Annotated in this window: 20 protein-coding genes; 1 reads left to right on the forward strand and 19 read right to left on the reverse strand. The window is 33.7% G+C overall.

The annotated features are described in order from the left end of the window. Positions 1–636: 636 nt before the first annotated feature. The 14 genes from FEZ13_RS05935 to FEZ13_RS05995 form a co-directional block, all read right to left on the reverse strand. Positions 637–1317, reverse strand: a complete 681-nt coding sequence (locus tag FEZ13_RS05935; RefSeq protein ID WP_186725789.1) for a DUF4956 domain-containing protein — start codon at positions 1315–1317, stop codon at positions 637–639. Between the two features lie 20 nt (positions 1318–1337). After that, a complete protein-coding gene (locus FEZ13_RS05940; RefSeq protein WP_146551838.1) occupies positions 1338–2045 on the reverse strand; it encodes a polyphosphate polymerase domain-containing protein in 708 nt (235 codons plus the stop codon). A gap of 1 nt (position 2046) precedes the next feature. Further along, positions 2047–5154 carry an exopolysaccharide Pel transporter PelG gene (pelG, locus tag FEZ13_RS05945; RefSeq protein WP_186725790.1) on the reverse strand — a complete coding sequence of 1036 codons (3108 nt, stop codon included), beginning with the start codon at positions 5152–5154 and terminating at the stop codon, positions 2047–2049. 2 nt (positions 5155–5156) lie between these two features. After that, positions 5157–6572 carry a GT4 family glycosyltransferase PelF gene (gene pelF / locus FEZ13_RS05950; protein WP_146551840.1) on the reverse strand — a complete coding sequence of 472 codons (1416 nt, stop codon included), beginning with the start codon at positions 6570–6572 and terminating at the stop codon, positions 5157–5159. 1 nt (position 6573) lies between these two features. Beyond that, positions 6574–8415 (reverse strand): DUF2194 domain-containing protein, encoded by a 1842-nt coding sequence (locus tag FEZ13_RS05955; protein ID WP_146551841.1) that lies wholly within the window; start codon positions 8413–8415, stop codon positions 6574–6576. Beyond that, positions 8399–9307 carry a hypothetical protein gene (locus FEZ13_RS05960; RefSeq protein ID WP_146551842.1) on the reverse strand — a complete coding sequence of 303 codons (909 nt, stop codon included), beginning with the start codon at positions 9305–9307 and terminating at the stop codon, positions 8399–8401. The genes FEZ13_RS05955 and FEZ13_RS05960 overlap by 17 nt, the downstream gene beginning before the upstream one ends. 1 nt (position 9308) lies before the next feature. Then, a complete protein-coding gene (locus FEZ13_RS05965; RefSeq protein ID WP_146551843.1) occupies positions 9309–11498 on the reverse strand; it encodes an NAD-dependent epimerase/dehydratase family protein in 2190 nt (729 codons plus the stop codon). 530 nt (positions 11499–12028) lie between these two features. Further along, positions 12029–13339, reverse strand: coding sequence for a right-handed parallel beta-helix repeat-containing protein (locus FEZ13_RS05970; protein ID WP_146551844.1), 1311 nt, complete (start codon positions 13337–13339; stop codon positions 12029–12031). A 752-nt stretch (positions 13340–14091) separates the two neighbouring features. Beyond that, a complete protein-coding gene (locus FEZ13_RS05975) occupies positions 14092–15159 on the reverse strand; it encodes a WG repeat-containing protein (protein WP_146551845.1) in 1068 nt (355 codons plus the stop codon). Between the two features lie 74 nt (positions 15160–15233). Continuing rightward, positions 15234–16463, reverse strand: a complete 1230-nt coding sequence (locus FEZ13_RS05980) for an ATP-binding protein (protein ID WP_255473135.1) — start codon at positions 16461–16463, stop codon at positions 15234–15236. A 228-nt stretch (positions 16464–16691) separates the two neighbouring features. Continuing rightward, complete coding sequence (locus tag FEZ13_RS19400) at positions 16692–16850, reverse strand: hypothetical protein (RefSeq protein WP_186725791.1); 159 nt, start codon at positions 16848–16850, stop codon at positions 16692–16694. Between the two features lie 232 nt (positions 16851–17082). Next, positions 17083–17682, reverse strand: a complete 600-nt coding sequence (locus FEZ13_RS05985; protein WP_146551847.1) for a GNAT family N-acetyltransferase — start codon at positions 17680–17682, stop codon at positions 17083–17085. 319 nt (positions 17683–18001) lie between these two features. Beyond that, complete coding sequence (locus FEZ13_RS05990; RefSeq protein ID WP_146551848.1) at positions 18002–18601, reverse strand: NADPH-dependent FMN reductase; 600 nt, start codon at positions 18599–18601, stop codon at positions 18002–18004. Positions 18602–18711: 110 nt separating this feature from the next. Beyond that, positions 18712–19143, reverse strand: a complete 432-nt coding sequence (locus tag FEZ13_RS05995) for a MarR family winged helix-turn-helix transcriptional regulator (protein ID WP_146551849.1) — start codon at positions 19141–19143, stop codon at positions 18712–18714. A 226-nt stretch (positions 19144–19369) separates the two neighbouring features. On the opposite strand from FEZ13_RS05995, the gene pdxR reads away from it, so the two are divergent. Further along, a complete protein-coding gene (pdxR, locus tag FEZ13_RS06000) occupies positions 19370–20743 on the forward strand; it encodes a MocR-like pyridoxine biosynthesis transcription factor PdxR (protein ID WP_146551850.1) in 1374 nt (457 codons plus the stop codon). A gap of 18 nt (positions 20744–20761) precedes the next feature. On the opposite strand, the gene FEZ13_RS19405 is transcribed toward pdxR, so the two are convergent. From FEZ13_RS19405 to FEZ13_RS06020, 5 genes are all read right to left on the reverse strand, one after another. Next, positions 20762–20899, reverse strand: coding sequence for a hypothetical protein (locus FEZ13_RS19405; protein ID WP_186725792.1), 138 nt, complete (start codon positions 20897–20899; stop codon positions 20762–20764). A gap of 119 nt (positions 20900–21018) precedes the next feature. After that, positions 21019–22188, reverse strand: a complete 1170-nt coding sequence (locus FEZ13_RS06005; protein WP_186725793.1) for an MDR family MFS transporter — start codon at positions 22186–22188, stop codon at positions 21019–21021. A gap of 637 nt (positions 22189–22825) precedes the next feature. Then, positions 22826–23485 carry an ABC-2 transporter permease gene (locus tag FEZ13_RS06010; RefSeq protein ID WP_146551852.1) on the reverse strand — a complete coding sequence of 220 codons (660 nt, stop codon included), beginning with the start codon at positions 23483–23485 and terminating at the stop codon, positions 22826–22828. After that, positions 23469–24353 carry an ABC transporter ATP-binding protein gene (locus FEZ13_RS06015; protein ID WP_222434398.1) on the reverse strand — a complete coding sequence of 295 codons (885 nt, stop codon included), beginning with the start codon at positions 24351–24353 and terminating at the stop codon, positions 23469–23471. The genes FEZ13_RS06010 and FEZ13_RS06015 overlap by 17 nt, the downstream gene beginning before the upstream one ends. After that, positions 24337–24720 (reverse strand): GntR family transcriptional regulator, encoded by a 384-nt coding sequence (locus tag FEZ13_RS06020; protein WP_146551854.1) that lies wholly within the window; start codon positions 24718–24720, stop codon positions 24337–24339. The genes FEZ13_RS06015 and FEZ13_RS06020 overlap by 17 nt, the downstream gene beginning before the upstream one ends. Positions 24721–25107: the final 387 nt, after the last annotated feature.

Consider the following 25107-nt stretch of genomic DNA (forward strand, 5'->3'; position numbering starts at 1 on the left):
ATAATTATTATTTTTTTTTGAACATTTAATAAATAAAAGAATAATCTAGAAGAAAAATAACAACCTCCCTTCAATACTTATAAATCTCTATAATAACATTTTAGTAATTTTTTTCAAAAACATGCAAGAATATTGGAGTTTTTTATGTTTATTCTTTCATTGATATTCAAATTCCTCCTTAAATGGTTTTTTTTACAAAATAAAACAAAAACGAAACATGTTGCTACTTAAAAAGCAATACTTTCTGACATTTGCTCGCCCTTTTTTCGACCTAATCATGATTCGATCATTTACTCAATCAAAAAACAACACGAACCTATACTCAACTGCACCTCCAATTGTTAGATCGTGTCTAACAATTAGGATGAAGTTCAACTTTACACATAGGCTGTGTTGTTTTTTGTAAATGCTTATTATCATACAATAACAGGCAATAGCCCCTACTCCAACTACTATAGATGCAAGTCAACTTTCATAGCAAATGCCCTACTCCCAATCTGTACAGAAAAAAGTGCAGGATCACTGCTTCCTAAAAGTCGATTCTTTGAACCAGCACCAGAGAAAATGATCACTAGGTGATGAAGTCTCACATAAACCCGATTGAATAGGAAAAACGCTTACTAGGTGAAGTCTCACTTATTGGGCGTAATCACCCGTATAGTTGACTAGTGAACAGGATTGCACACCTGCTGTTTGATCGATTGTTTTCATAAACGCAGTATTGTCATCAACGATATTGATCTCCAAAGTGATCTCTGTAAAACCATTTCGAATAGATTTAGATTTAAGTTTTGTATTAAGTTTTCGCAGTAATACTCGTAATTCATCTGTCGCTTCATCCGTATGACGTACTATTAGCAAATAAGCTTCATGTTTTGTTTTCTTTTTAGACAGCCATGCGATCACAATCCCAAAGACTAACGAGCCAATAATGGATAAGGGATACATTTTTGCCCCTGTTGCAATACCTGCAGCAATCGCCCAAAACATGTAAACAATATCCAAAGGGTCTTTTACAGCTGTTCTAAAACGAACAATACTTAATGCCCCTACCATCCCTAAAGACAAGATGATATTCGTGCTAATAGTCATAATGATCAATGTGGTGATCATTGTCATCAGTACAAAAGAGACATTGTAGTTGTAACTGTATACAACACCGCGAAAATATTTTTTATAAATCCAATAGATAAACATCCCAATTCCAAAAGAACAAGCTAAACCTAATAATATATCAATATAAGATACCGTCCCAAATGATTCAAGATGGAGTACACTTTTTTTAAAAAAATCCTTAAAGCTTAATGTATCATTCATATAAATTCCCCTTCAATTTTCTACTTAAAATTTTGTATGGTCACTTCTCTGCATAGAACATATTTAGAAATGGCTGAACGTACAATCCTTTCTGGCTGCAACAATTGACGGATGACATCAGGCAGAAAATGATCAAATTTCACCTCTAGAATCACTTGTTCAGGAAGCAAGACTTCTTGTGAAATTGGCTTGTCATCAAACAGATCAATTGTATTGACGGTCGCCTTCAATTGTTTATCAAATGTAATTCGGACATTCCCTGGTTCATAAATATATGCCTCTCGAATATAGTCAACGATTACGACAGGTTGAAAATTTCGATAAAGCAACTCTGCATAAAAGTCTCTTAGTAATGGCTTTTCTGTATCTGCAAGTATTTCTACATTGCCTTTTAAAATGGCATTATATTCTTTTTTCGTAAGAGGAGCAGATTCCTTGCATATAAAATCCCCCCTCTTACTTTTTCTTTCTAATGTAATTTTTTTGTCACTGCCATTGTAAATACGGATACGGTATTTTTCTCTATTGAAAATACCATTATTTTTATCATAAATGGCATGCTGATGAATTCCATCAAAATACAAACTAGAGATACGATACCCCTCTTCATCGTTTGAATAAGGGTCGAGCGGCAAAAATTCAGAAATTTTCCTTCTTAGCGCGTTATATTCAAGTGCATTTAAATAATATTTCAATTCATGTCTAAAACTCTTAGCGAAAATACTCATATCAATCAACCTCGAAATCTCTTATTCCATGAAACTCGTTTCCTTCTTCATCTGTATACATATCGAACGAAGATTGCTGATGACCTTTACGATCTCTTACTGTCACTTTCCAAAAATATGGACCTTCAGCAGGCTTTTTCATGATGAATTTATTGGCTCGTATATCTTTTTTCATGGCGATGATCTTTTTCATATATGGATCTTTTGCAACTGTAATCGTGTAGTATAAATCATCGCCCTGTAAATCGAATGAAACATCCCAAGTAAATAGAAGTTTCGTACTCGTTTGTTCGACATCTCCCATATAAAAAGGTTTAGGCTTTTGTAAATCTAGATAGTATCTTTTTTTAGCTCTTTCAGGAGTACTCGTTATTAATTTTATATCCTCTTCGTATTTTGCATTTTCAATCGGTAAATAATTTTTGTCGGGACTTTTTAAGATAAATGGCTTTACAATATCTTTATATTGGCTTATTTGAGCGGAAACGGTATTTTTATTAATCACTTTTGATAATTCTTCTACCTTATTAGAAAGTTTTTGAACATTCTTTTCTGAACGAAAATATCGGTTTAACAGTTTATTTCCCCAATAGTTACTAATACCCGCCTGATAAGGGCGAATACTTTTTAGTTTTCGTTGTAATTCCCATCCGCCATCATAATCCCAAGGTAAGATAAACCACTTCTCAGAATTTAAAGGCGAATACAGGTAAAAATTGTTGGCATCCGTATCCATATTGTCCATCAGAATATTCATAGCTGTCCAAGTTAATAAGTTATCTACATCAAAATGTTTTTCGATCACATCTTCTATCGGCATATTAAAATTATTGACATCATCTAGCATGGAGATTAACTTGTCATGATCTTCTTTGCCCTTAATCTCTAAGATGGATTCAAATTTTTGTTGATCATATTTGGGATCCGTATGCTTTCTAATTTGTTCTGGATACCGATCAAATTCAAAAAATGTCACCTTATACAAGTAGCCATTCGGATCTAACAAATGCGTTCTTAAGAATTTTTTATTGGGTTGCTCGATTTGCGTATATAAACCATAATCTTCATACTTCTTTTTCTCTCCATTCGTTAAATCTTTCACATATAGATGGACAAATTGTGTACGAAGACTTGTCATATGAGGAATATCTTCCATCAGATCAAAGCTCAATTTATTTCTTAAACGGCTTGGATCATCAATATGCTTGTTCAAATCGATCGTACGCTGTTCTTGCCATAACCCTGCATTATCAAATAATTTTATTTTATAGGATTTTTGTGCGGCACTTCTGGATGAGTTCCCGCGAATGCTGATTTTTGCATTGGGTTCTTCCGTATCGTATCCGAATTTACCTTTTTTTGGTCCTATTCCATCTTCCGTTCCCTCCGCGAAAATAATGTCCAACTTTTCTTTACTATAACGATCAGTCATCCGATTCAGAGCATACCAATCTACCTTTTCAGATTGATCAGGAACGATCGTAATATATAATGACTTAATAGAATGATCTTCATCCCGTTCATATAATCGTTTATCATCTTCCAACTTATCATTATTATTGGAGGTTTCAACAGCAACATTTGTTGTTTGTTCGACATCTGTTGTTTTTTTGTCTTTTTGCTCGCTATTTCCGCAAGCAGATAAGAGGATCATAGAAAGAATAATCATAGAAACCATTGATTTCGATTTCAACGAAGGTAATTTTTTACGTTTCTTTCGATTCATGGTCGTTAAAGGTTGTGAGCAAAATGTATAATAATCTATATTTTTGAGTACATAGAGCAATCTAGCCATTGATAAGATTAAGATTAAAAATGATGCAAAGAACATGCCAGTGCCATCAAAATTCAATTTCATCGATCCAAAAGTTAAAATAATATTTAATAAGATAAATGAACCACTAATAGATAAAACTCCCTTTCGATCATCAAAATACATTAGCACATGTAAAATAACAAATAAGATGATAAAGAAAAAGTAGGCCAAGCATAATAAAATGAATAGATCAAGCTGTTCCATCGTAAACCCTATTTTAGGTAAATAAATAATTCCTAAAGCTATGCAAAAAGTTGTAAATAATAATTGAACTTCCACTAGGAAAGTGATTCGTTGCAACAACACATTTTGCATCTTTTTCTTGGCATTGTTCATACTCTCATAAGTTCCACCATCGACAACATTTCGGTAATAATTTAAAAACTTCGCATAAAAATCTGTTTCAACAATGACTACAAACATAACGAGCGAAGGCAATACCGAGATATATGCATAAAAAACTGGAACATCGTAAAAAGGCATCCAAACAAAATGATTGGCAATCGTGAAATGTCGATCTGAGAAAATCCAGTAAACAAAATTGTGAATATACACCCCGGAATAGACAAACAATCCACTAAAAAAAATAGATGGGTACTTTTTTAAGTAGTTCAAAAAAGCAAAATAATATCGTTTTTCATCTCTTGGAAAAACTCGTTCAAAATGATACATCGACATTCCAACAATCACCGCAAACCCCACATCAATCCCAGCTAATGTGTTAATCGTTGGATCAATAGATAAAAACTTAAACAATAAAAAACTAACTACTATAGAAATAATGATGCCAATCGTAAACCCTCGGACAATTCTCTTATAATCCTTTAAAGCCGATAAAAAAACATTTTGAAGCCAGATTATTACTAATTCTATAAAAAATAAATAGGCAACGATTTTATACCAGATGTCTTCTTGTACTCCATGTAAAAATATAGTCGCGATAAGTCCAGCAATTGGCAAAACAACTGTCAATAGACCGTAAAAAGATGAAATAATTTTTTCATACATCTTTTGATAAATCATATCTGCGATGTACCTTGTCACAATCATTGAAAATCCAGATGTAATAATGATTGAAAAGATAAAGCAATAGACCATCGTTGCTATAAACAGTTCATTCTCTAAATAACTACTGTCATTCGCTTTCATCATCAGTTGTTCTACAAACATCAAAATAAGGCATAAGATCATCGGTCCAATGGTTGTTAAAGAAGAATAAACATATGCTCTCACATTTTGAACAAGCCCTTCTTCTCGATATAACTTTCTAAGTTCAAAACCTATTCCTGCCATAGTCATTCCCCTCCTAACGATTGATACAATTGACGATAGCTTGAAATAAATGCTTGTCTTGTATAATGATTTTTGACTCTTTCAAAACCATTTTTTCCTAATTGCATTCTTAATAGCGGATTCTGGCAAAGTTTCATCATATACCGTGCTATTTCTTCATAATGCATAACTGGTGTTATAAACCCAGCCTGACCATACAAATCATCCGGTCCTCCAACTAACAATTCCTTACATCCACCGACATTTGTACAGACAAAAGGTTTCGCACAGGCTAATCCCTCTAGAATGGCTAAAGGTTGTCCTTCACTAATACTCGTTAATAATAGAAAATCCAATTTGCCAAGATATTCTTTGATGTCTACTAAGCCTGTAAAAATGATATGCTCTACACCAAGAGCTGCTACTAGTTGAAGACATTCATCATAATATGTGGGGTCCTCTTCAATTGGTCCCATAATATACAACTCAACATTTGGAATCTCTTTTTCTACTAAAGCAAAACTTTGAATCATTGTTTTAATATCCTTTATAGGGACCACACGAACAATAGCTCCGATTCTAATGACTTGTTCTGCAGGTACGGAAACAATATTTTGATAGTCACTTACATCTACTCCATTGGGAATAATGCGTATTTTTTCTTCAGGGCAACCTAGTTCAATTTCTATTTCTTTATTACGATTGAAAAGTGTAATAACTTGATCAGCAGCAGCGTATATAGCACTTGATAATGTATAAAAGTAATTGATCCAAATATCCTTAAAATATCCTTTTACCCAGTCTGCCTTAATAATTTCTTCTTCCCTTTCACGAGAATAGATACCATGTTCCGTCAACAACAATGGTTTGCCATACAAATGCTTTGCCAATGCGCCAATAATTCCTGCATAACCCGTAGAAACAGCATGATAGACATCCGCTTTAGGGACATCATGTCGGATGATCGACAGTAATGGCAGTAGCATGGAACTTACTGTCCAAAATAATTCTGTAAATGGCACTTGTGTAAATTCTTCTCTTCCAATCCACTCGACAATATCGAAATAATCCTTACTTGATAAAAACTCTCCAACATTTGAAAATTGCTTACTTCTTAAGAAATCAAACAAGTCATTCCAGTTTACATTCTGCTGGTTATTTAATAATGTGATAAGACTTTCCTTTTGTTGTGATGTCAGGTTATATCTTTTCCCCCATTTCTTATCTTCCAATAAATATTCATCCAAAAAGATCTCTTTTAGTTCTACTAGATTAGGTGGCAGTTGATACTTGTACTTTCCTTTTTGTTTTGTTTCTGCTCCAATTGCATAAATGATAAATTCATGTTCTTTCATCGTTGTCATTAATCCATGAATCCAACTGGAAACACCCCCTGTAACATAAGGATAAGATCCCTCAGCAATCAAACATATACGCATTTTAGGATTCCCCCAAGTCTATTTTGAAATCTGCTTTTTTTGCTTCTACTAAATAAGTATTGGTATCAATCTTTGTCAGCTCGCAATTGTATAGTCTTTTAATTTTTTTGTCAGAACGAAAGATATAGTAAAGATTGGGCACATAATTGGTAATATGTCCTGCTATGCTATTTTCTTTCGTTGACCATTTCACTTGAGATTGCAATGTACTGGCCACATCTAAAGCTGCATCTGTCGAAGTCATTGAACGCAACCATGGATAAGTCTTTTTGACTCTTGACATATATTTATCATATTTTTCATACATTTCTCTCCAACCAAGATCATTACTTCTATCAGAACTAATAACATCATCAGGATGCACAAAGTGAGAGAAAAAACCTAATCCTGTCATTGTATTTGCCTCTGCCCAACGATCATACTTCCTTTCAAAATAGCCGGAAGTAACTCTCGGCATTTCTATAATTCCGTCTTTTGCAATTTCAAATTCTTGGACATATGACAAGCCGGTGATATCCTCAGGATAAAGTGAACTGATAACGGTTAGATCAGGCCAAGCAGCTTTTAATGCATTTCTTCCCTCCTGCGAAAGCACATTAGAAGGGGGTATATAAGAAGCCATTTTATAATTAGGAAAAGCATTATTTGCGTAAGACATAAGTTCTTTGATCGATTCCGACATATCCTCTTCACTTTCCCACGCATTATACCCAAAAGAATCTGCCACTTTTGGAACAAGTGTCAAGGATTGGTGGTTAAAGCCATGGAATCCTACTTCTCCTCCTCCTTTTAACAATTCACGACCAAATGCAATCAAATTGTATTTGTCTTTATCTTCTAAGTTGTTAAAAGGTGGTGTTACACGATCTGTGTATGATTCAATGATTCCCCCAGTGTATTTTAGATCATATTTTTTAGCCGTTTTTAGCATATTAGGCCACCAGATTTCGTTGAAAAATGTTGGCATATCCCGTTTATATTCTTGATAAATAGACGCATTCTTCCCTTTTGGAATGGGAGCGGGAAAATCATCAATATAAAATAATTTTTCATTGAATACAGAATAGATAAAATTAGGTTCTAATAAGCTTAAGGCCCCCGTAAAAAATCCACGGCTGATTTTTTCTTGTAAAATCGTACCATTAAAGACCATAAATGCCCCGTCTCCATATTCATTTCTCCATAATAGCGGTGTTCCACCCGCACTCTCCGCAAGCAATTTTGCTGTATCATCAAGATCAACGCTGATCGAGTCATTCGTGATAAAGTCGTTATCAAATTTTAAACCTTTCTCACCGATTAAAACATTGGATACGAGGTGAATTCCTTTTGTCTGGACATAATCACCAAAGCTCGAAATGCCAAGCTTCCTATATAAAATTTGATAACTGGTTTTGCCAATATCAAGGGTAGACATCAGGAGGATATAGCCACCTTTAAATACATAATGCTCAATATCTTCCGGTGTCCCTATGTCCTCCAAATAATCAGTTGTAAGGATTGTTACATGACATTTTCCAAGATTGATATTTTCATGTTCCCCCACATTCAACTCCGTTGTTCTTTTTTTCATATATTCCAGTGATTTCTGCGCATTATTTTTTAATTTTGTACTATACTCATTGTCAGAATTGTATAAAATACAGTAATTTTCCCCTGTCTTTTGTGTTATTTGATTACTTGTACGCATCGCTAAAATTTCATCTTTTTGTTCTATTAACTGTCTATTTTCTTGTGCCTTTAAGACGAATTGTGAACGAGAAACTTGTAAGGTGATGCCACATATAAATACAATCAATAGAATGATATATACTTTTTTTAATTCGCTACCTTTTAATTTCATTTTCTTGTCCTCCCGACCAATATCTAACGATGGTAAGGGCACGATTGGAAAATTGTATCGTTGAATTCATGAGTTCATCCAATACACGTTGCATGCTGATTTTAGATTTCGTTGTGTAATAATAATCCAACAGGCAAATATACGGCTCCTCAATCCCAGGAAAGTATTGTAAATATTGCAATCCTGTTTTTTCAGCATTTGCATACTCATGAAGTTCCATCTCCACTTTCATCTTTTCTTCGAATATGATCTGATCACCCTCTCCATTATCAATCAGTTGCTCTAACACTTGAATATATGTATATTTATACTTTTTCAACGTTTTTTCATCTAAGAAGCCGCTTTTCATATATTCTCTCAATACTTGTGCATACGATCTGGCAATCATCGAATGATAAGGATCCTTTTCAAATTCAACCGAAAAAGTTTGTAATGAAAGTGATAATTTCCGTTTCACTTCCATCACTGCTGCTACAGCAAAATGAGCCGTTTCTGAATCGTCGTTTAACACCGCCATTTTAATAACATCTATATACTGCATAGCATCTTTCTTTAATACATCTAACATGACTTTTCTTCTTGTTGTAAAATCACTTATAACCAATGCTTCCTCAATTGGAATAATGTTCAATTCTTTTTCTCGTTCAATTGTTTCCTCTTTTGCCAATAACTCGATTTCTATATCATCGTTTTGTTTCTTTAGATAACTATCTAAAGTTTCTCCTTTGTTTGGAATCAGCATTTTAGACCATATAATAGGGAAGAACCATCCAATAATAGGAACAAAAGATACAATGATTATTTTTAAAAACCATTCCTTCACACTTTTTTTAGCCATAAAACCAAGAACGATGGCAGAGATGATCATATACAAAATATAAATGTATATCATGTTAAATCTCTCCCTCTTTTAATCGCATTTGGATACCTTTCTCATAAAATCGAGATAACACAAATTGAACATCATTTTGATGAATATTAGAAAGAAGTACCCCGACTTGATGATTATCCAATTGTCCAATATAATCCGTTTCTCTTAAAAGGGCTGACAATTTAGTAGAATATGCGACTAAATCAGTATCCGTATTCGGTTTTTCTCCTTCAAGCACGACATATGGCATACCATACTTTTCCCTCGCTTCTCTCTTACTTTCTAAAATCTTTTGAAATACATCTTGTTTTAATACATCTGTGTTCGCAATAAAACGATCAGCTTCTATTGCATCAATATAGCTTAATGCCCTATCTAATGCTGATCCTGCAAGTTCAGTTGTCACTTTAAAGAGGTTTTCATGATAAAGTGAAATATTCTGAAAATTCAACCGATCGATCATGATGATTGCAGAAATTTGATCGTTATGATAAACAGGCGCAGCCATGATTGGTGTGTTCGGTAATAATTCTTTGTTGACAAAGATTTCACCTGTTTTTAACAATTTTTGGATATATACGGTATCCTCCAATTTCATCGAATTCTTATGGGAAGTTTCCAAAAAATTCGTGTTAGCCACTAATCTTAAAAATGTCTGATTTTTATTAAAAACATATATCGACACATCTTCAGCATCCATAATTTGCTGTACAACTTGTACGGCATTCGAAAATACCTTTTCAGGCTCTAATTCATCTAGTTCCTTTACAATCGAATGAATTTTTCCAAAACTATCTTCCGTATTTAATAGCCGTAATTGTAACTCATCTTTTATTTCTCGAACCTCTGTATGAATACCGTCCAAAAAATGGTAACGTTGCTTTAGCTCATCTATTTTTTGCTGTTGTTCTTGTAGTCGATTTGTTTTTCTTTGTACGGTATAACCAACCACTAATCCAATAAATAAGAATAGAGAAACTTGGAAAAAGAATGATGTATCATAAAGTAGAGATACAAACTCTCTCCCCTCACTCAATTTTTCTACAACTAATAGTCCAATCGATAGCCCGACGGATAAAATCGATTGTTTACTCCCGTAAAGGGCACCCATAATCATGATGTAAAAAGCACTAATATCAGTAGCGTTCAAAACCGATAACCTATGTGAGAGGACGAGCCAAGCAATGATGAGGAAGACAAATAAATTTTCGAGATATGCTTTGAATGGCTGAATAATATGAGTCCATTCCTTTGCCTTTTCTGTTTGGTCAGCAACACTTACAGCAACTTCTTTTTGTGCCTGATCTACTACTGCCCATTGATAAGTCTTTTCCAACCCCAGTTCTATATCATAAATCGGGCTCCAATCTAGGTCATCCATTACTTTTCTATTGCTCAACACGGAATGATCAATATCCCCTTCTCTTGCAGGGGAAAAATGTATATTGACTTCATCATGCATCTTTTTTAATATACTTACGACTTCATTTATAGTTGTTTTCTTGTTCGTGGATAAATTATAAACTCCACTAATGGAAGAATGGGATGCTCTATATATAGCATCTGCTATATCACCGACATAGATAAAATCTCTCGTTTGTTCGCCATCTCCATAAATTTGAAGTGCCTTTCCTTCAAGCATATGATTGATAAATATAGAAACAACGCCCCCCTCTCCATTACTGTTTTGCCTAGGTCCATATACATTTGAAAATCGAAAGCATACACTTTCAAATCCATACATCTCACTCCACTTTTGGCAATATAGTTCTCCTACCCGCTTACTAATGCCGTATGGTGAAATAGGTACACATTGATTTTCTTCTAGCAAAGGCAGTTGATCATTCTTACCATAGACAGCTGCAGACGATGCCAATATAAACTTTTTCACTTTATATTTTTGTGACAGTGTTAACATATTCACCAGTCCAACAATATTAGATTCTGTATCTGTTATTGGATTTTCAAATGATTTTGCAACGCTAACTTGTGCTGCAAGATGAACAACAACATCAAATTGGATTGCCTTAAATATTTCCTCGCAGTTTGGATCTTCAACAGATAGATGATAGTTTTTGTGTTTAAACGAGATATTATGTTTATTTCCCGTTTTCATATTGTCAATGATAAAGACTTCATCATCTTCTTTATAAAACCGTTCTGCTACATGAGAACCGATAAACCCATATCCTCCTGTTATTAATACTTTCATACTAATTCTCCTTTATATTACAGTTTACTGCATCCATAAAAATCTCTATACATGATAGATGTATAGTGAAACAAGCGTGTTGATTTTACAAAAAATAGGGGTGTCTGTTTAGTATAACTCTGTATTTTTAAGACCATTTATATAGATTGGAGCGGAGGCTTGCTCGACTCCCTCTTAAAATGTTGTTATATCAACGTTTGCTAGAGTTTTTTCGTGTGAAAAAAATTTTTTCTTGGCCAAGATAGAGTGAGAACTAGTTTGATATTTCCATTTGTTTAAATAAATAACAATGTTAGTGTACGCTCCCGCGGGAAAAGCGAATAGATGAGACCCCGCAGCGTAGCGAGGAGGCTCAGCATTCGCCCGCAGGAAAGCGAGCAAGCCGTAGCGGAAATCAACGAATCCCCCTATTTTTATGGATTAAATTGGATAATCAACACGCCTGATAAATTTGGTATTCTTATCGAAAGCTTGTGTATATGCCAGCACCCATTTTTCTATGAATAAATCCAATCACAGTTGTCCATATTCTAAAAGGACATTGATCGATAATCTCGAAAAATCGATATTCTGAAATATACCTTGTTGTTGTTAATCGTATTGCTTGTTTCTTTTTGATTCATGGATTGAATGAGCGTTATTGTTTTATTAATATAAAATTCGTTATTGATAAATTGATTCTTTGTTGCCTGGTGTTGGATGGTTATTTCCCCATACCCTTGAATACGTAGATCATTTAGCGAGAATTCATTTTCACGAATGATATTTTTATAGGCACCGCCATTTGAGGTAGATGCCCCACCTATGATTAAACCTGCTCCGTTATTATTAAAAATTTTATTTTTTTCAAGAATAATGTTGCTTGTTTTTTTTCCATAGTTTTCACTCGCTAACTCAATTCCAAAGTCATTTTTGAATACTAGATTATGGCTGATCCTAATATCACTTGCACCATCCGCATATATCCCTCCTGCAGCTAAATGCCCGTTATATGAAGGATTTTCCCCAGAACTATTGTTATAGACAATATTGTTACTGATCGTGCCATTTCTGACTTGGTCAATACAATTTCCTGTGCAAGCATTATAAAATCCAGCTACATCAATCCCAATATTATTGTTATCATGAACTTTATTTTTAGAAATATTGAATCTCTCAACATTGCCACTCAGCGTAAGTGCTTCACTATTTCCCAACGTTAAATGATGGATATGATTATTTTGGATCAAAATATCTTGAATAGGCTTTGATGTGTTTCCATAGATCAATATTCCATGAGCGTTCCCATCTATCGAATGATTTTCTATATGATGGATCTCATTATTAAGGAGTTGAATATGATTACTGTTATTTGAAACTAAAATTCCATCGGGATAATACTCCATACCACTAGCACTTAAATTTCTCATTTCAAAACCGTCAATCATAATATAATTGGCTTCAATAGTGAAAAATGCCGTATTCCCCTTTTTGATCGTTTGCTTTCCTGCATCAAATATTGGCTGCTCTCCAGGATAAGCTTTAAAAGTAATAAAACCTTTCCCTTTCGAACCAGAGTTTTTAATCGTAACAAACTCAGAATAGATTCCATCTCGAACATAAATGATGTCCCCTGGCTCTGCATTATTTGCAGCTTTTTGAACAGTTAACCATGGCTTATCAATAGTACCTGTATTTGCATCGTTTCCATTTTTAGCTACATAGAAAACACGAGAAGTTGAATCTTCGGCATTTACGTGAGTGTGTAATAGCAAAAATAAACACAAAAGAAACACCACTTTTCCCATTGACTTTATGCATTCTTTCATTTTCAAGACTATATTATTGTTTTTTTCAGACATTTATCTCTTCCTTTAAATATAATAATTACTTTTGACTCATTCATATATTAACATTTACATATTATCGTATATCGATGTTTCATAATACCTTTTATTTTTACATTTATTTACTCAATATATATTTTGATCTATTATACTGAACAATTTCTGAACAATGATATATATTTAATAAAATTGCATAAAAAAAGATTCCTTCTTGAAATATAAAACATTTACGAAACTAGGAATCTATTTGGTGGAAACAATATGATCTTCATATAATATATGCTACTCTTTTTAGGTTTGAATTACTGTACTTACCGTTTTAAACACTTTTTCGAGTGGATGGAGAAATGATGGTCGAAGAAAATGCTATATTCCTTTTATATCATTTTACTATTTTTTCAGAGGTGTTGATTAGGAAGAAATCAGGAAATATATTTGACATAATCTTTCACACATGTTGATTTGACAAAAATTAGAGGTGTCTGTTTGACATAGTTTTTGAAAAACTCTATATTTTTAAGACTATTTATATGGATCTTCGCTGCGGCTTGCTCGACTCCGACGGACAAAGCGAATAGCCGAGACCCTGTACGAAGCGATTGAAAGAACGGAATCTAGGAACGCCAAATCCTGCGACAAAGATTCCGTACCCAACATCCTATTGTCCTGAAACTGCTCAGCGTTCGCCGGCAGGAAAGCGGGCAAGTCGTAGCGGAAATCAACGAATTCTTCCTATTTTATGGGTATAATTGGATAATAAACACCTGTTATTTTTTATGAATAATACGGAACTTCGTTTCACCATAGTCGACAGAGCCAACAGCATAGCCATTATAAAAGGTCGAAGCCTGATAATATTTATTTTTTAAAAATGTTTTCTTACCTTTTGCATCATATACCACATTTAACAAATTTCCATTATAGGTACCGAATGCATATCCTTCAGAAAATTCATTGATCAAATTTTTTACTTGAAATAGCGTTTTTCCAGTCTTTAATGAAATATATCCCATAGACATTTTACCGGATGATCGTTGTATGAAGAATGGCGCTACTTCATTATTAAGAGGTAATATTTGGTCGTACTTTATCTCTAAAACGATCTTTCCTTTTTGATTAATAACACCATAAAAATAATTGTTTGCTTTCTGTAACACTACTCTAGCATAACCCTTGCTAAAACTTTCTACATCAATGTATTTATAAGGAATAACCAATTTACCAGACTTATTGATGTAGCCCCATTTTCCTTTACTTTTTACAGGTGCTAGTCCATTTTGAAAGTTATAAGCATCTGTATACTTAGCTGGAATAACCATTTTACCTTTCATATTCATGAACCCGTATTTTCCACCAATTTTAATCGGCGTTAATCCCTCACCAACAGCACAAGTTTCAGCATATTTTAAAGGGATGATGATTTTCCCTTTTTTATTGATAATGCCCCATTTTCCTTTTTTGGCAACCTGTGTATAACCCTCATGAAATGCTGGTGCTGCTTCTTCATATTCAGCCTTCACTATGAACTCCCCATTTGTATCGATATATCCCCATTTTCCATTATTCTTGACAGATGCCAATCCTTCATGAAAATTATGAGCATCTTCAAAAATTGCAGGAATAACGATTTTCCCTTTGGCGTTCATATATCCCCACTTTTCTTCCAGTTTTACTGCTAACAATTTCGATCCAAATGGCCGTACAACATGATCTACTTCCTCTACACTATAAACTTTACTTTCTGTAATAGTCACGGCTTTAGCTGATAGGATAGAAACACTTAATAGGCAAAATAGAAATAGCCCTGCAAACAAAGATTGTCTATATATTTTCAAATGGAATACTCCCCCCTATCTAAATGTTCTACCTCACCACAAAATAGTTTTTTATATGAACAAAACCGGGCTCATTAAACTGGAAAAGTAATCATAAATATTGTCCCCTTCCCTATTTTACTTTCTACTTCAATTGTGCCGCCAGCTTTATGAATGGCATTGTAAACCATGACCATCCCAAGACCTGTACCTTGCTTTTTGGTGGAATAATAAGGTTTCCCTAATGCGGAAATCTGTTCATCCGTCATCCCAATTCCTGAATCTTTTATTTTAATCAAGATATTTCGCTTTTGCTCAGAAACTTCAATTTCGAGTGTGCCTCCCCTTTCTTTCATCGCCTCTATACCATTTTTATAAATATTGATAAAACATTGTTGCATCTGACTTCTATCAAAATATTTATGCAAAGAATTATGGAAATGAATTTGTATATCGACATTATACATATGTGCGTATGGCATCAAAATGTTCTTAGCATACTCTGTTTCTTCTTTCAAATTGGAATCCTTCATATTTTCATATTGTGGTCTAGAGAAAGTAAGAAAATCGCCAACAATTTTCTCTGCACGCTTTAATTCCTGTAGGGAGTAATCGACGTAATTCTTTTCCTGTAATGAAATCGATTTTGATTGGCTCAATAATTGTAGAAATCCGTGAGTGGCAGTGAGTGGATTCCGTATTTCATGTGCCACGCTAGCGGATAATTCACTAATGATTTGAAAACGATCAGATTGCATGATCAATTTTTGCTCTCTTATGTTGGCAATAAGTCGTTCAATCATGCTTACTAAAATAAGCATCACCAATAAATACGTTCCTATTACATAGATGGATAGAATCCAAAACCCATGATTGAATGGAGCCCAAAAACTAAGTGTAAATAGATAAAACACCATGGATAAAAAAGATGCCGTACCAGAAAATAGAATTCGATACTTAATATCTAGAGAAAGAAATTTATGATTACATAAAGACATAACGATTAAAATAACAGTTGAAAACAGAAATGATTCGATTATCCCCTCTCCACCTATCAATAATTGATAAATATTAATAGCTAAATAAGGGATAAGTGCACTTTTAAATCCCCAATAGAGTGCAATAATGATAAAAGGAATATAACGTAAATCAAATATAAATCCACTTTGCAACTGAATAGGAAATAGCATACAACAAATCACTGAAATTGTAGCAAAAATCGAAAATATCAGATTAAAATGACGATAACTACTTGCATCAAAGAATATAAAATAGCCTAAAAAAGGAATCAGTAAAAACAAAAAATTTAGTAATAATATTTGCATCAAAATTACAATACGCCTTTCAAAAATTTTATGTCTTATCTATTTTTACCATATCTCAAGCTAGAATAATATGACTAATAAGTATTCTTAGAAGCCTTTTTAAGAAAATTTTACATTTGAATGAACTTTTTCAAAAATACAAGGATAAATTCTACTTCAGAATCGTTTATTATCCAGTTTAGTCCATATAAATAGGGAGAATTTATTGATTTTCGCTATGGTAATTTTTTACCCTTCTCTAAAATTTAAAGAAGAAATCTTACTGTCCATTTCAGTGTGGTTTTCCTCATCCCACACTGAAATAGAGGAACGGAAGTGAAAAGCGCCACGTCCTGTGGCAACACCTGAGGGACCAACATCCTGCCCGCCCGAACCAATCAGACGCATGCGGAAGTTGATCCCCCACCCACCTATCTTTCTCGTTTTTCTCTAAACCTTGAGGGGGGTCTTACTGCCCCGTTAAAGCGGGATAAATGGAGCTAAAATACCTGTTTTTTAGAATTACACCAAATTTGTCACCTATTTTTTCCTAATCAGCACACCTAATAGTCTTTCTTATACCCTGTTCTTTGTAAATTCTATCATGTACGACTAAATTCCTATGGTGAAGAACATTCATTTACCTTTTCAGCTTCAGCGCATCGTCCTGCCTCATTTTTTCTAATCGTTTCTTTGTATTGTTCCAATCCTTGTAGATGATACTATACATAACCGTATCACGTGTTGTTCCGTCCTTTCGGATCATGTGGCTACGTAAAATTCCTTCTCTTTGTGCACCGATCCGTTCAATTGCTTTTTGGGCTCGTATATTTTCATGATCTGTTTTGATTTCAACACGATTCAAATGTAATTCTTCAAAGCAATATTGTAGTAATAAGTATTTGCAATTAGTATTCATAGCAGTTCGCCAATAAGCTGGTGTCAGCCATGTGAAGCCGATTTCTAACCGATTATGTTTTGGCTCAATAGCCATAAATCTTGTTGAACCAATAATTTCTTGCGTTTTAGGATCTATCATAACAAATGGAAATTCAATTCCCAATTTCTTATTCGTTAACGCTGTTTCCACGTACTTTTGTACATCTTCAAATGTTTCTAGTGTAACAGATAAATAGGGCCAAATTTCTGAATGTATGGCAACTTTGAAGATTCCCTCCATATCGCTTTTTTCCATTGGTCTTAAAAAAACTTGATCATTATGTAACTCTTTAAACTTCATTTTCACTCACTCCTTTCTTTCAATCTATCCCATTTTTGATATGTATAACATAACCAAATGAAATAAAATTGACCATACCAAAAGACAGCAATAAGTAACTACAAAGCCGTAACCACTTTATGATTACAGCCAAAAAACGAGTATGGTTCCATTTTAAACTACAACCGTACTCGTTTTAAGTTTGTTCTATACACTTATTTAAAAAGGCATTCTACCAATTTATATTAAAAGGCATATTGGTTATCTGATTTTATCTAATAACATATAGAATATTCATTGATTTCAACTATGCAGTTAGTAATTCAACTGCATCTAAATATTATCGAATTGTTTTCAATGCTGTAGACCATGCAATGACTTGATCTAGCATCTGGTTGACTGAATTTTCTTGAACGTCTTTTGGTTTGAAGACTGTACCGTTTTCAAAATCTGTGAATAAAGATAATGCTGGATGCACACGAACATCTGCCACTAGCAATTCGCCTAAAATTCCTCGCAAATGTTCTGCTGCACGTGCTCCACCTACAGATCCATAAGAAACGATACCAGCTGCCTTATTGTTCCATTCTTCGCGCAAGTAATCTAAAGCATTTTTCAAAGCAGCTGTAATGGAATGATTATATTCTTGTGCAATAAAGACAAATCCATCACAGGCAGCGATTTTTTGTGACCAAGCGGCTGCACCTGACGCATCGACTCCTGGTTCACCTAATAATGGCAATTTAAAATCTGCAATATCAATAATTTCATAATCTGCATCCCCACGCTTATCAGCTAATTCTTTCACCCATGCACCAACTTGTGGACTTACTCTTCCTTCACGTGTTGAACCTAAAACGATACCGATTTTTAACATTTGATCTCCTCCTAATGTCTTTTCAGATTTATTCTTACCAAATAAATTATTGATAAAACCCATTACGAAAATTCACATCCTTTTTTATTTCTAATACATCTTACAATGAGTATTAGTGAAACCAATAGTTTGAATATATTCATCTTGAATTCAAGATATTTGTGTAAAAAAAATTATATTTTTTCAGCCTGATCGCCAATTTTCCCCATAGATTGAGTGATTTGATCGATTTCTTTTTCTTCAAGACATTCAAATATAGTGTGGATTTTTTCTAGATGTTGGGGCAGCATTTGTTTCATCAACTGTATCCCTTCTTCTGTCAGACTCGCATAAATTACACGACGATCATTCGGACAATCTTTACGAGAAATGAGCTGCTTTTTCTCTAATTTATCCACTACATATGTGATACTACTATTTGCGATTAATATCTTTTTACCAACTGTTTGAATTGGTTGATCTCCTTTATAAAAAAGAAGCTCAAGTACCGCAAATTCAGTTGCATTCAATCCATATGAAGCTGCCTCTTTACGAATGATATCTTGAATAGCTTGTACAGCATGAAATATAGCTGTTACAGCTCTTATTTCTTTTGTTGGTTCCATTCGCTTCACCACTTTTATTATCTTTAATCCAAATATCTTTAATTCGAGATAATAATAGCATGATTTATCGTTGAAAGTCAATTCATATAGTTGAAGAAAATAACGAATCTTTTTCACCACTTAAATTATAGAAGATTACTTTCTTTCATAGATGATTTTCTATGGTATTTGGTATGATTATTTTAGAACGATTTATTTATTTTATCCATACCAGAGGTGAACATATATGGAAATAGCCATTATTCTAAACCATCAATCTCCAAAATATGTTCAAATTTATGAACATATTAAAAATGCAATTATAACCAAAAAATTGTCTGCCCATAGCAAATTGCCTTCTAAACGTCGTTTAGCCGAAGATCTCAATGTTAGTGTACATACCGTAAAAGAATCCTATGAGCAGCTTGAGGCAGAAGGATTTATATACAGCATCGAACGATCAGGTTATTTTGTGTCACCATTTGAATTTGAATGGCAACAATTGACCGATATAACTGCTATTCAGCCAGTTCCCAAAATGAAACCTCCCAAAATAGATATTGATTTTCATAACGGGCATATCGATGTAGACTTTTTTCCTTTTACAACTTGGAAAAAATTATTTAAAAAGCATTTTCAGCCGGAAAATATGGTGAATTCTTCATGGCAAGGAGAATTCACACTTCGACAGGAAATCGCAAAATATGTGCAACGCTCTAGAGGAGTGCAATGCGATACTTCACAAGTTTTCATCTATGGAGGTACACAACATCAACTTCAAGCATTGTGCCACTTTTTCGGTTCTTCCAGTAAAGCAGGGATTGAAGAGCCTGGCTTTAAACGAGCTCGCACGATTTTCCATCAGTATTGCCAACATACCGCTCATATTGTTGTGGACGAATCTGGCGTAACTGTGCCAACTGAAAAGATAGACCTTTTATACGCGACACCAGCACATCAATTTCCATTAGGGATGATAATGTCTGCGGAACGCCGAGCCGCATTATTGCAATGGGCTCAACTAAATAACGCTTATATCATTGAAGATGATTATGATTCAGAATATCGCTTTAAAGGACAGCCTATTCCCTCTCTGGCAAAGATAGATCAATTACAACATGTCATTTATTCTGGCACATTTTCTAAAACACTTACACCATCTATACGTATCAGTTATATGATTTTACCACTTTCACTAGTTGAAGCATTCTCAATCTTTTATAAAGATCAAAAATCGGTGGTATCTAAAATTGATCAATTGGTTTTGGCAGATTTTATGGAGCAAGGATTGTTTGACAAACATCTCGCAAAAATGCGTACCCTCTATCGTAAAAAACAGCGCACATTAGTTGCAGCCATTAAAAACTATCTTCCAAAGACTTTCCAAGTTATTGGTGAAAAATCTGGTTTGCACATTATTTTAAAATTGCCTAACGACCTAACTGAACAACAAGCCATTCAAAAGGCAAACAGGGTCGGTGTGAAAGTTTATCCATGTTCTACTTCTTACTTTCATGCTTTGCATCACCAAATGATTATCATAGGATATGGAGGATTATCATTTGACCAGATTGACGAAGGAATCCAACGATTGAAAAAAGTCTGGTGTGATTCTCATTGAAAATAAAGCGAAACTCCATCAGTGGGGGTTTTCTTGATCCCTCACTGAATTAGAGGAACAGAAGTGAAAAACGCCACGTTCTGTGACAACACCTGAGGGACCAACATCCTGCTTCACCCGAACCAATCGGACGCATGCGGCAGTTGATCCCCCCATCTATCTTTCTCGTTCCTCTAAATCTTGAGATAGGGGTCTTACTGCCCGTTAAAGCGGGATAAAATCAATTACTGTATCTCCATTTACAACCAAATAGCAAACCTTTTCATCACTATAACTTATACAATACTTTTTTTCAAAAATGCTAATCGATAAAAAACAAGACTAAGTAGGAAAATACCAGCCATCACAACATAAAGCTGGGACTCAAAGTGAGCGAGCAGCCAACCGCCAAATACTGGTCCTATAAATCCACCTAGATTTTTAAACTGGGAAGCTCCTAAATAAGTGGCTTTTTGAGTTGCAGGGGCAATTTCCTCGATGAGCGCGTTCATCATCGGGAAAGCAAAAATCTCACCAATCGTAAAAATGATTATTCCCACAACAAATAACCAAGGAGCATTTGCAAAGTTAAAGATGCAAAAGCCCGCTGCAAAGAACAAAATACCTATAATCATGCTCTTCATGATGGAAATTCTTTCTGAATAAATGCCGATTGGTAACTGTAACGCTAATACCACTACCGCATTAAGAGTGATTAATACTGAATAGAGTTTCACCCCATTTTCAATATTTACATTTATGTATTGAGGTAAAGTTGAGTCAAACTGAGAGTAACCAAGACTGACTAACATCCCGCCAGCAAGTAAGTATAATAGTTTTTGATCCGCCAATATAACTTTGAACATTTTCATAAACGTTTGTTTCTTTATAGTCTTTTGAGGTTTTACTTCATACTTATTGAAAACCAAAATTAAAAATAGCCCATAGATGGCATACATCGATCCAGTGATTAAAAATGGAACCTTTGCACTTGATAAGCCTGAAATCCAAACGCCACATAACGGTCCTATAACAGCAGCAATGTTAATCGCTGTATAGCGAACTGAAAATAAGCGGCGACGTTTCTTTTCTTCTGTAAAATCAAGCATTAATGCCTGTGTTGCTGGTTCAAAAAATGAACGGCACAAGCCATTAATCGCATTAAGAAACATAAATAGTAGAACGACATGTACAATGGCAAATCCAACAAATACCGCACTCCAGATAAATATCGTTGTGAGAATGATAAATTTCCGTCCAAATTTATCGGTCAAATAGCCCCCTGTAAAACCACCGAACGTTGCACATAATTGAGCAATCCCCAAGGTCATACCAATCATTAATGGAGATGCATGAAACTCATTTTGCAAATAAATGGCTAAAAAGGGAATTGTCATAAAGCTTGCAATACGGGTAAATATCGTGCCATTTAAAATGATCCATACAATCGGATGGAAATAGGACATAAATCGCATCTCCTTCTATAGTATTTTCAGTGAGATGATTGATTTTTTATTCGTATTAAAATTCATTTGATAGTATCTCTTGTGTGATGATGAGTCCATGAACGTTGACACTCATGCATCATACTAAAGGACTTTTCTTTTTTCAAGCCCTCGAAGGAAATATTTTTAACAAAAGTGATTATTTAAGTATATTAAGGTAAAAAAAGATAGATAATGAAGCTCCCACAGGAAAAGCGAATAGATGAGACCCCGCAGCGTAGCGATTGAAAGGAACGGAATCTAAGAACGCCACTCCTGTCGCAACGATTCCGTGACGAACATCCTGTTGCCCCCAGCATTCGCCCACAGGAAAGCGAGCAAGCCCTAGCGGAAGTCAACAAATCTCCCCTTTTTATGGATTAAATTGGATAATCAACACGTCTGTTAAATTTATTTGATGTAAGTATTTGTTTTCAGTCTGTTTGAAATCATCAACAATCGTTGTTATAGTTTATTCAATTTTGGAGTGATTATCATATTACTTGAATAAGTGATGCTCAACCGATCCTAAATAACCTTTATCCTAAGAATTGTACTTATGTGTAACGAAACTACTAATCTATACTTAGCTAAACAGATTCCTTTCATGTATTCTTTTTTAGAACTCTCTATTTTTGTAAAAGTTTAACGAAAGAATATATGAAATAAATAGAACTATCACTACTGGAATCGAAATTAGCACTGCAATTTGAATATCTGATGATGTATTCAATAAGTTTACGATTTTTTGGCTAAAGATTGAATTCTCGTTTTTGCTAAGGTTATCAACTAAGGACAATCCTCCAGAGATGAATACGAAAAACAAAATTATACTGATTACTCTCGATTTAAGAAATCCATACTTGAATATTAGAGGTAAAGTTATTGAGCAGAATAAAGTTACTGCAATAATTGAGAAGAAAAGCGCATCAGATGTAAAAGGAAGGACTTTTATAGATAGGTTGAATTGATTAACGATTAAATAAATTAAAAAATTTATAAAAACTGCATAAAAAGCAAAAAAATATACAGACATATACTTTGAAAAAACAATGGTACTTTTTTTGATTGGAAGGCTAACGAGCATAATATCACTATTATTTTTATCCTCCACTGCACTTGCGCCTAGAACTAACATGTAAGTCACCGCCAAAATATTAACTACTAACCCAGAAGGTCCAATTTCTGATAAGGTAAAAGCAAAAAAGAGAATAAAAAGCAAAGACAGTCCTATTGTTTTTTTTTGCATTAAAATATCCTTTTTAATAAGATGAAACATGTTGTTCACTCCTCGTGGAAAAGATCATAATATCTTCTAATGTTGGTTTTTCAATAATAACTGAATCTCCAAGGCGTCGAATGACCTCATTCTTATTGTGTGATAATGCTTCAAAACCATATTGATTTTCCTTAATTCCAATGAAAATATTCTCTATTTCTGGAGAAAGGATATCCCTACTTCCTTTTACAATACAATATTCCTCTATGAGTTCTTCTTTACTTTTACTTAAAATGACCTCACCCTTATTAACTAGCGTTATGTAATCAGCAATTTTATCTAAGTCAGATGTAATATGAGTTGAAAAGAAAACAGATTTGTTCTCATCTTGAATTAAAGATTGTAAAACATCTAATAATTCACTTCTTATAAGAGGATCCAAGCCAGAAGTTGGCTCATCCATTATTAATAATTCAGCATTATGAGAAAGTGCAATAGCTAAAGAGAATTTCATTTTCATACCTTTTGATAAATGTTTGATTTGTTTTTTTAAAGGTAATTCGAAATCTTTCACATACTTTTCGAACACATTTTCGTCCCATTTATTGTAAAACGGGCTTATAATACCTTTCATTTCTTGAACTGTTAAATTCTCATAAAAATGGTTTTCATCATAAACAAATCCTATTTTTTCTTTAATAGTTATTTCATCTTTTATATTATCTAAACCCAAAACTTTTATTTGACCACTGTCCTTTTTTATTAGATTCATAATTAGTTTGATGGTAGTACTTTTACCGGATCCATTTGGTCCAATGAAACCCATAATATAGCCTCGATCAAGAGAAATATTTACATTTTTTAATGAAAAGTCCTTATAGCTTTTACATAGGTCCGTAATTTCTAATACTTTATTCACTCTCATCATCCTTATATAAAAGATTAAGCATTTCTTGTAGTTCTTCTAATGTAAGGCCTACTTGCTTTGCGTTTGTAATAGCCTCCATCAATCTTTCTTCTACCATTTTGACTTTAGTTTCACGGTACACTTCTTTGTTTATTGAAGCTACATATGAACCTTTACCAGCAACAGTAACTATAAATCCTTCTCTTTCAAGTTCGTCATAAGCTCTTTTAGTTGTAATGACACTTATTTTAAGTTCCTTTGCCAAATTTCGTATTGATGGAAGTGGTTTTGATTCTTCTAATTTTCCATTTATGATGATTTCCTTTAATTGATTTACTATTTGAAGATAAATTGGTTCCTCTGAGGAATTTGAAATAATAATATTCACATTTTAGCCCCTCAAACTGTTATATCTGTATATATATAATATATACAGATATAACATATGTGTCAACTAAATTTTTCTATATATTACTTTGTTATAAATTGATCTGTTGAAATGATGACACAATTAAAATATCCATAAACTTATAAGGTAAATGCCTAGTAAAATTGCACTAACTGTTAGCGCTTTTATTAATATATCTCTGAAAGTAATCGTTTGATTTTTTACTTTAATAACAACAATGATTAATACTAACAAAAGCATTATTATATAAAAAGGACTCATTTTGAATTCTCTACCTTCTTTTTAAATAGTGGTCTTTTTTAATAAGCTTTGAAGCACTAGTTCTTTATTAGTAAACATTTCCAATTCATCATCATGACTAATGAA

It is taken from the genome of Rummeliibacillus sp. SL167, assembly GCF_007896505.1.
Taxonomy (GTDB): domain Bacteria; phylum Bacillota; class Bacilli; order Bacillales_A; family Planococcaceae; genus Rummeliibacillus; species Rummeliibacillus suwonensis.

Coding starts and splice junctions, on each gene's coding strand:
- FEZ13_RS05985 (WP_146551847.1), bottom strand. CDS start 17,682: ATGAAGTTTAAAGAGTTACATAATGATCAAGTTTTTTTAAGACCAATG.
- FEZ13_RS05935 (WP_186725789.1), bottom strand. CDS start 1,317: ATGAATGATACATTAAGCTTTAAGGATTTTTTTAAAAAAAGTGTACTC.
- FEZ13_RS06005 (WP_186725793.1), bottom strand. CDS start 22,188: ATGTCCTATTTCCATCCGATTGTATGGATCATTTTAAATGGCACGATA.
- FEZ13_RS05970 (WP_146551844.1), bottom strand. CDS start 13,339: ATGTCTGAAAAAAACAATAATATAGTCTTGAAAATGAAAGAATGCATA.
- FEZ13_RS05990 (WP_146551848.1), bottom strand. CDS start 18,601: ATGGGTTTTATCAATAATTTATTTGGTAAGAATAAATCTGAAAAGACA.
- FEZ13_RS06010 (WP_146551852.1), bottom strand. CDS start 23,485: ATGTTTCATCTTATTAAAAAGGATATTTTAATGCAAAAAAAAACAATA.
- FEZ13_RS05995 (WP_146551849.1), bottom strand. CDS start 19,143: ATGGAACCAACAAAAGAAATAAGAGCTGTAACAGCTATATTTCATGCT.
- FEZ13_RS05955 (WP_146551841.1), bottom strand. CDS start 8,415: ATGAAATTAAAAGGTAGCGAATTAAAAAAAGTATATATCATTCTATTG.
- FEZ13_RS05965 (WP_146551843.1), bottom strand. CDS start 11,498: ATGAAAGTATTAATAACAGGAGGATATGGGTTTATCGGTTCTCATGTA.
- pdxR (WP_146551850.1), top strand. CDS start 19,370: ATGGAAATAGCCATTATTCTAAACCATCAATCTCCAAAATATGTTCAA.
- FEZ13_RS05940 (WP_146551838.1), bottom strand. CDS start 2,045: ATGAGTATTTTCGCTAAGAGTTTTAGACATGAATTGAAATATTATTTA.
- FEZ13_RS05980 (WP_255473135.1), bottom strand. CDS start 16,463: ATGCAAATATTATTACTAAATTTTTTGTTTTTACTGATTCCTTTTTTA.
- pelF (WP_146551840.1), bottom strand. CDS start 6,572: ATGCGTATATGTTTGATTGCTGAGGGATCTTATCCTTATGTTACAGGG.
- FEZ13_RS19405 (WP_186725792.1), bottom strand. CDS start 20,899: ATGGGGGGATCAACTGCCGCATGCGTCCGATTGGTTCGGGTGAAGCAG.
- FEZ13_RS05960 (WP_146551842.1), bottom strand. CDS start 9,307: ATGATATACATTTATATTTTGTATATGATCATCTCTGCCATCGTTCTT.
- pelG (WP_186725790.1), bottom strand. CDS start 5,154: ATGGCAGGAATAGGTTTTGAACTTAGAAAGTTATATCGAGAAGAAGGG.
- FEZ13_RS06015 (WP_222434398.1), bottom strand. CDS start 24,353: ATGATGAGAGTGAATAAAGTATTAGAAATTACGGACCTATGTAAAAGC.
- FEZ13_RS19400 (WP_186725791.1), bottom strand. CDS start 16,850: ATGCGTCTGATTGGTTCGGGCGGGCAGGATGTTGGTCCCTCAGGTGTT.